Genomic DNA, 4,061 nt, shown 5'->3' on the forward strand with positions numbered 1-4,061 from the left:
ATCAGCGCGATCCGGTTGGTGGCGCGGGCCCGGCAGGCGGGATTGGTGTTCTCGCCGAAGGATGTGTTCCGGCATCAGAGTGTGCAGGCTTTGGCGTTGGTGGCGGTGGAGGAGGAGGGGGTCGAGGCCGAGCCGGAGGGAGCCGGGACCGGCCCGGTGCAGCCCACACCGATCATGCACTGGCTTGCGGGCCGGGAAGGACCGGTCAGCGGGTTCAGCCAGACGGTGGTGCTGCGGGTGCCGCCGGGTCTGGGGCTGGAGCCGCTGACCGCGGCGGTGCAGGCCGTGCTCGACCGGCACGACACGTTGCGGCTGGTCTGCCGGGGATTGCTCTCGGCAATGAATATCGCCGAGAGCAATCCCCGGCCGGGGGGACCCGTCGGGGGCCTGGAGGTGCTGCCGGCGGGGGCGGTGGCGGCGGCCGGGTGCGTGCGCCGGGTGGAGGTCGTTGATGATCTTGCCGGAGCCGGAGCCGGTTCGGCGGCGGCCGGATGGGAGGAGGCTCCGCCGGCGGCCGCCGTGCCGGTCACCGAGGAGGCGTGGGCCGTTCTGGTGAGCCGGGAGGCGGCGCGGTCGCGGGCGGGGCTGGATCCCGCGTGCGGGCGGATGGTGCAGGTGGCGTGGCTGGACGCCGGGCCGGGGGTGTCGGGGCGGCTGGTGGTGACGGTCCATCACCTGTCGGTGGACGGGGTGTCGTGGCGGATCCTGCTGCCGGACCTGTTCGCGGCGTGGGAGGCGGCGGGCCGGGGGGAGGAGCCGGTGCTGGATCCGGTGCCGACCTCGTTCCGGACCTGGGCCCGCAGACTCCACGCCGAAGCAGCGGAGCGGACCGGGGAGCTCGACTTCTGGATCGAGATCCTCGACGGACCCGACCCGCGCATCGGCCGCCGCCCCCTCGACCCCGGCAAGGACGTCGCCGCGACCGTCCGCACCCTCATGCGCACCCTGCCGCCCGGCAGGACCGAACCGCTGCTCACCACGCTCCCCGCCGCCTTCCACGGCCGGGCCAACGACGTGCTGCTCGCCGGGCTCGCCCTCGCCGTGGCCCACTGGCGCAGGAAACGCGGTGGCCGGGGCACCTCGGTCCTGCTCGACCTGGAAGCACACGGCCGGGAGGAGATCTTCCCCGGCGTGGACCTGTCCAGGACCGTCGGCTGGTTCACCGGCATGTATCCGGTCAGGCTCGACGCGGGCACCGGGGGCTGGACCGGAGAGAGCGCCGCAGCCCAGGCGATCAAACGGGTCAAGGAGCAACTCCGGGCGATCCCGGACAACGGCATCGGCTACGGCCTGCTCCGCCACCTCAACCCCGGGACCTCGGACGAGCTGGCGGACCTGCCGCAACCGCAGATCGTCTTCAACTACCTCGGCCGGGTCGCGGTCGCCGAGGGCGACTGGAACCTCGTCCCCGCGGACCCGGCGGAGCCCGGCGGGCACGACCCGCAGATGCCGGTCTCCCACGTACTGGAGATCAACGTCACCGTCCACGACCGGGCGGACGGCCCCCACCTGGAGGCCGCCTGGTCGTGGCCGGACGGGGTGCTCGGCGAGACCGAGGTGGCGGAGCTGGCCGACACCTGGTTCGAGGCCCTCGGCGGACTCGCCGAACACGGCTCCGGCGGATACACGCCGAGCGACCTCCTGGTCGACCTGGACCAGGAGGAGATCGACCGCATCCAGGCCGCGTGGGAGAGGCGATGACGCAGGTCCAGGACATCCTTCCGCTCTCGCCGCTGCAGCAGGGCCTGTTCTTCCACGCCCTCCACGACGAGCACGACGTCTACACCGCGCAGGTCACCCTCGACCTCGAAGGCCCCCTCGACGCGGCGAGGCTCAGGGACGCGGCCGAGCGGCTGCTCGTACGCCATCCCAACCTGCGCGCGGCCTTCTGGCACGAGGACCTCAGCCGCCCCGTCCAGGTCGTCCCGGAGCGGGTCGAGCTGCCCTGGCGGGAGGTCTCCGGCGGGGACCCCGACGCCGTGGCGGCCGAGGAGCGGGCCCGCCGGTTCGACCTGGCCCGGCCGCCGCTGCTCCGGTTCGCCCTGGTGCGGCTCGCATCGGACCGGCACCGGCTGGTCCTCACCAACCACCACATCCTGCTCGACGGCTGGTCCACCCCCCTCCTGATCACCGAGCTGCTCGCCCTCTACCTGGGTGCGGAGGCCGCGCCCGCCCCGCCGTACCGCGACTACCTGGCCTGGCTCAACCGGCAGGACCGCGCGGCGGCGCGGGAGGCGTGGGACCGGGCCCTCGACGGCGTGGACGGGCCGACCCTGGTCGCGCCCGCCGCCACCGCGCCCGTCCCTCCGGGCAGGGTCCGGACCGAGCTGGACCCGGAGACGACCCGCGCGCTCACCAGGCTGGCCCGGCGACGCGGCGTCACGGTCAACACCGTGCTGCAGGCGCTGTGGGGAATCCTCGTCTCCCGGCTGACCGGCCGCGACGACGTGGTGTTCGGCGCGATCGTGTCGGGACGGCCGGCGGAGCTGCCGGGCGTGGAGCGCATGGTCGGCCTGTTCATCAACACGGTTCCGGTCCGGGTACGGCTCAGCCCCGGAGAACCCCTCGGGGAACTGCTCGAACGCCTCCAGGACGAGCAGGCCGAGCTGCTGCCCCACCACCACCTCGGCCTGACCGAGATCCACCGCGGTGTGCTGTTCGACACCGTCACCGTCCTGGAGAACTACCCGTTCGACCCCTCGGCGGCGGACACGGCCCTCGGTGACCTCCGGCTGACCGGCTTCGGCTCCGCCGACGCCCACCACTACCCCCTCGCCCTCGCGGCCGTCCCCGGCGACCGGCTCGTCCTGCGCCTGGACCACCGGCCCGACCTGTTCACCGGGGAGCAGGCGGAGCGGCTGCTCGGCCGCCTGCGGTCGCTGCTCACCGCACTGGTGGCCGACCCGGAGGTCCCGGTCGGCCGCCTCGGCGTCCTCGACGAGGCCGAACACCGGCAGATCGTCGAGGAGTGGAACGACACCGGCGCGCCGCCGCCCGGCCGTACGCTGCCCGGCGTCTTCGAGGCCTCCGCCGCCCGGGATCCGCGGGCCACCGCGCTGGTCGACGGCGGGACGGTGCTCACGTACGGCGAGCTGAACGACCGCGCCGACCGGCTGGCCGGACTGCTGCGGGAACGCGGGATCGGGCCGGAGCGCCTGGTCGCTCTGGTGCTGCCGCGCTCGGCCGGCCTGGTCGTCGCGGCACTGGCCGTGGGCAAGGCGGGCGGGGCCTACCTGCCGGTGGACCCGGGGTACCCGGCCGAGCGGATCGCGTACATGCTCGGAGACGCGGCTCCGTCCCTCGTGATCGACGAGGCGTTCCTGTCCGGAGCCGAGCCGGTGATGGCCGGAACGGAGCGTCCTGCCGAGACCGGGACCGAGAGCGAGAGCGGGACCGGGATCGGGGCTGGAACCGGGGCCGAGGCGGAACGGGAGGCCGGTGCCCGGATCGACCTGCGGCATCCGGCCTACGTGATCTACACCTCGGGCTCCACCGGGCGGCCCAAGGGCGTGGTCGTGACCCATGAGGGCATCTCCGCGTTCGCCGAGTTCCAGCGGGACCGGCTCGGGGTCGGCCCGGAGGGCAGGGTGCTCCAGTTCGCCTCGCCGAGCTTCGACGCCTCGGTCATGGAGATGCTCATGGCCTTCGCCGCGGGAGCCGCCCTCGTCATCCCGCCCGCCGGGGTGTACGGCGGGGCGGCGCTGGCCGAGGTGCTGGAGCACGAGCGGATCACCCACGCCCTCATCCCCCCGGCCGCGCTGGCCAGTGTGCCCGAGGCACCGCTGGCGGGTTTCCGGACCCTGGTGGTCGGCGGTGACGCCTGCGGCCCCGACCTGGTGGACCGCTGGGCCCCCGGGCGCCGGATGATCAACGCGTACGGTCCCACCGAGGCCACGATCGCCGCCACCATGAGCGGCCCTCTCGCCCCCGGGGAGATCCCGCCGATCGGCTCCCCGATCCGGGCCGCCCGGGTGTATGTGCTGGACGGGTGGTTGCGTCCGGTGCCGGTGGGGGTGGCGGGGGAGTTGTATCTGGCGGGTCCGCAGTTGGCGCGGGGGTAT

General features: G+C 74.2%; 2 protein-coding genes. Both read left to right on the forward strand.

The genetic code is table 11. The features are described 5' to 3' along the window. The first annotated feature begins 99 nt into the window (after positions 1 to 99). The gene (locus FHS22_RS38855) at positions 100 to 1,701 is read left to right on the forward strand and encodes a condensation domain-containing protein (protein ID WP_338048126.1); all 1,602 of its coding nucleotides are present in this window, start codon (positions 100 to 102) and stop codon (positions 1,699 to 1,701) included. After that, positions 1,698 to 4,061, forward strand: a 2,364-nt coding sequence (locus tag FHS22_RS37055; protein WP_184948872.1) for a non-ribosomal peptide synthetase, incomplete at its 3' end; no start/stop codon positions are given. The genes FHS22_RS38855 and FHS22_RS37055, both read left to right, overlap by 4 nt.

This window comes from Thiemannella venezuelensis (assembly GCF_014203605.1).
GTDB lineage: Bacteria > Actinomycetota > Actinomycetes > Streptosporangiales > Streptosporangiaceae > Planomonospora_A > Planomonospora_A venezuelensis.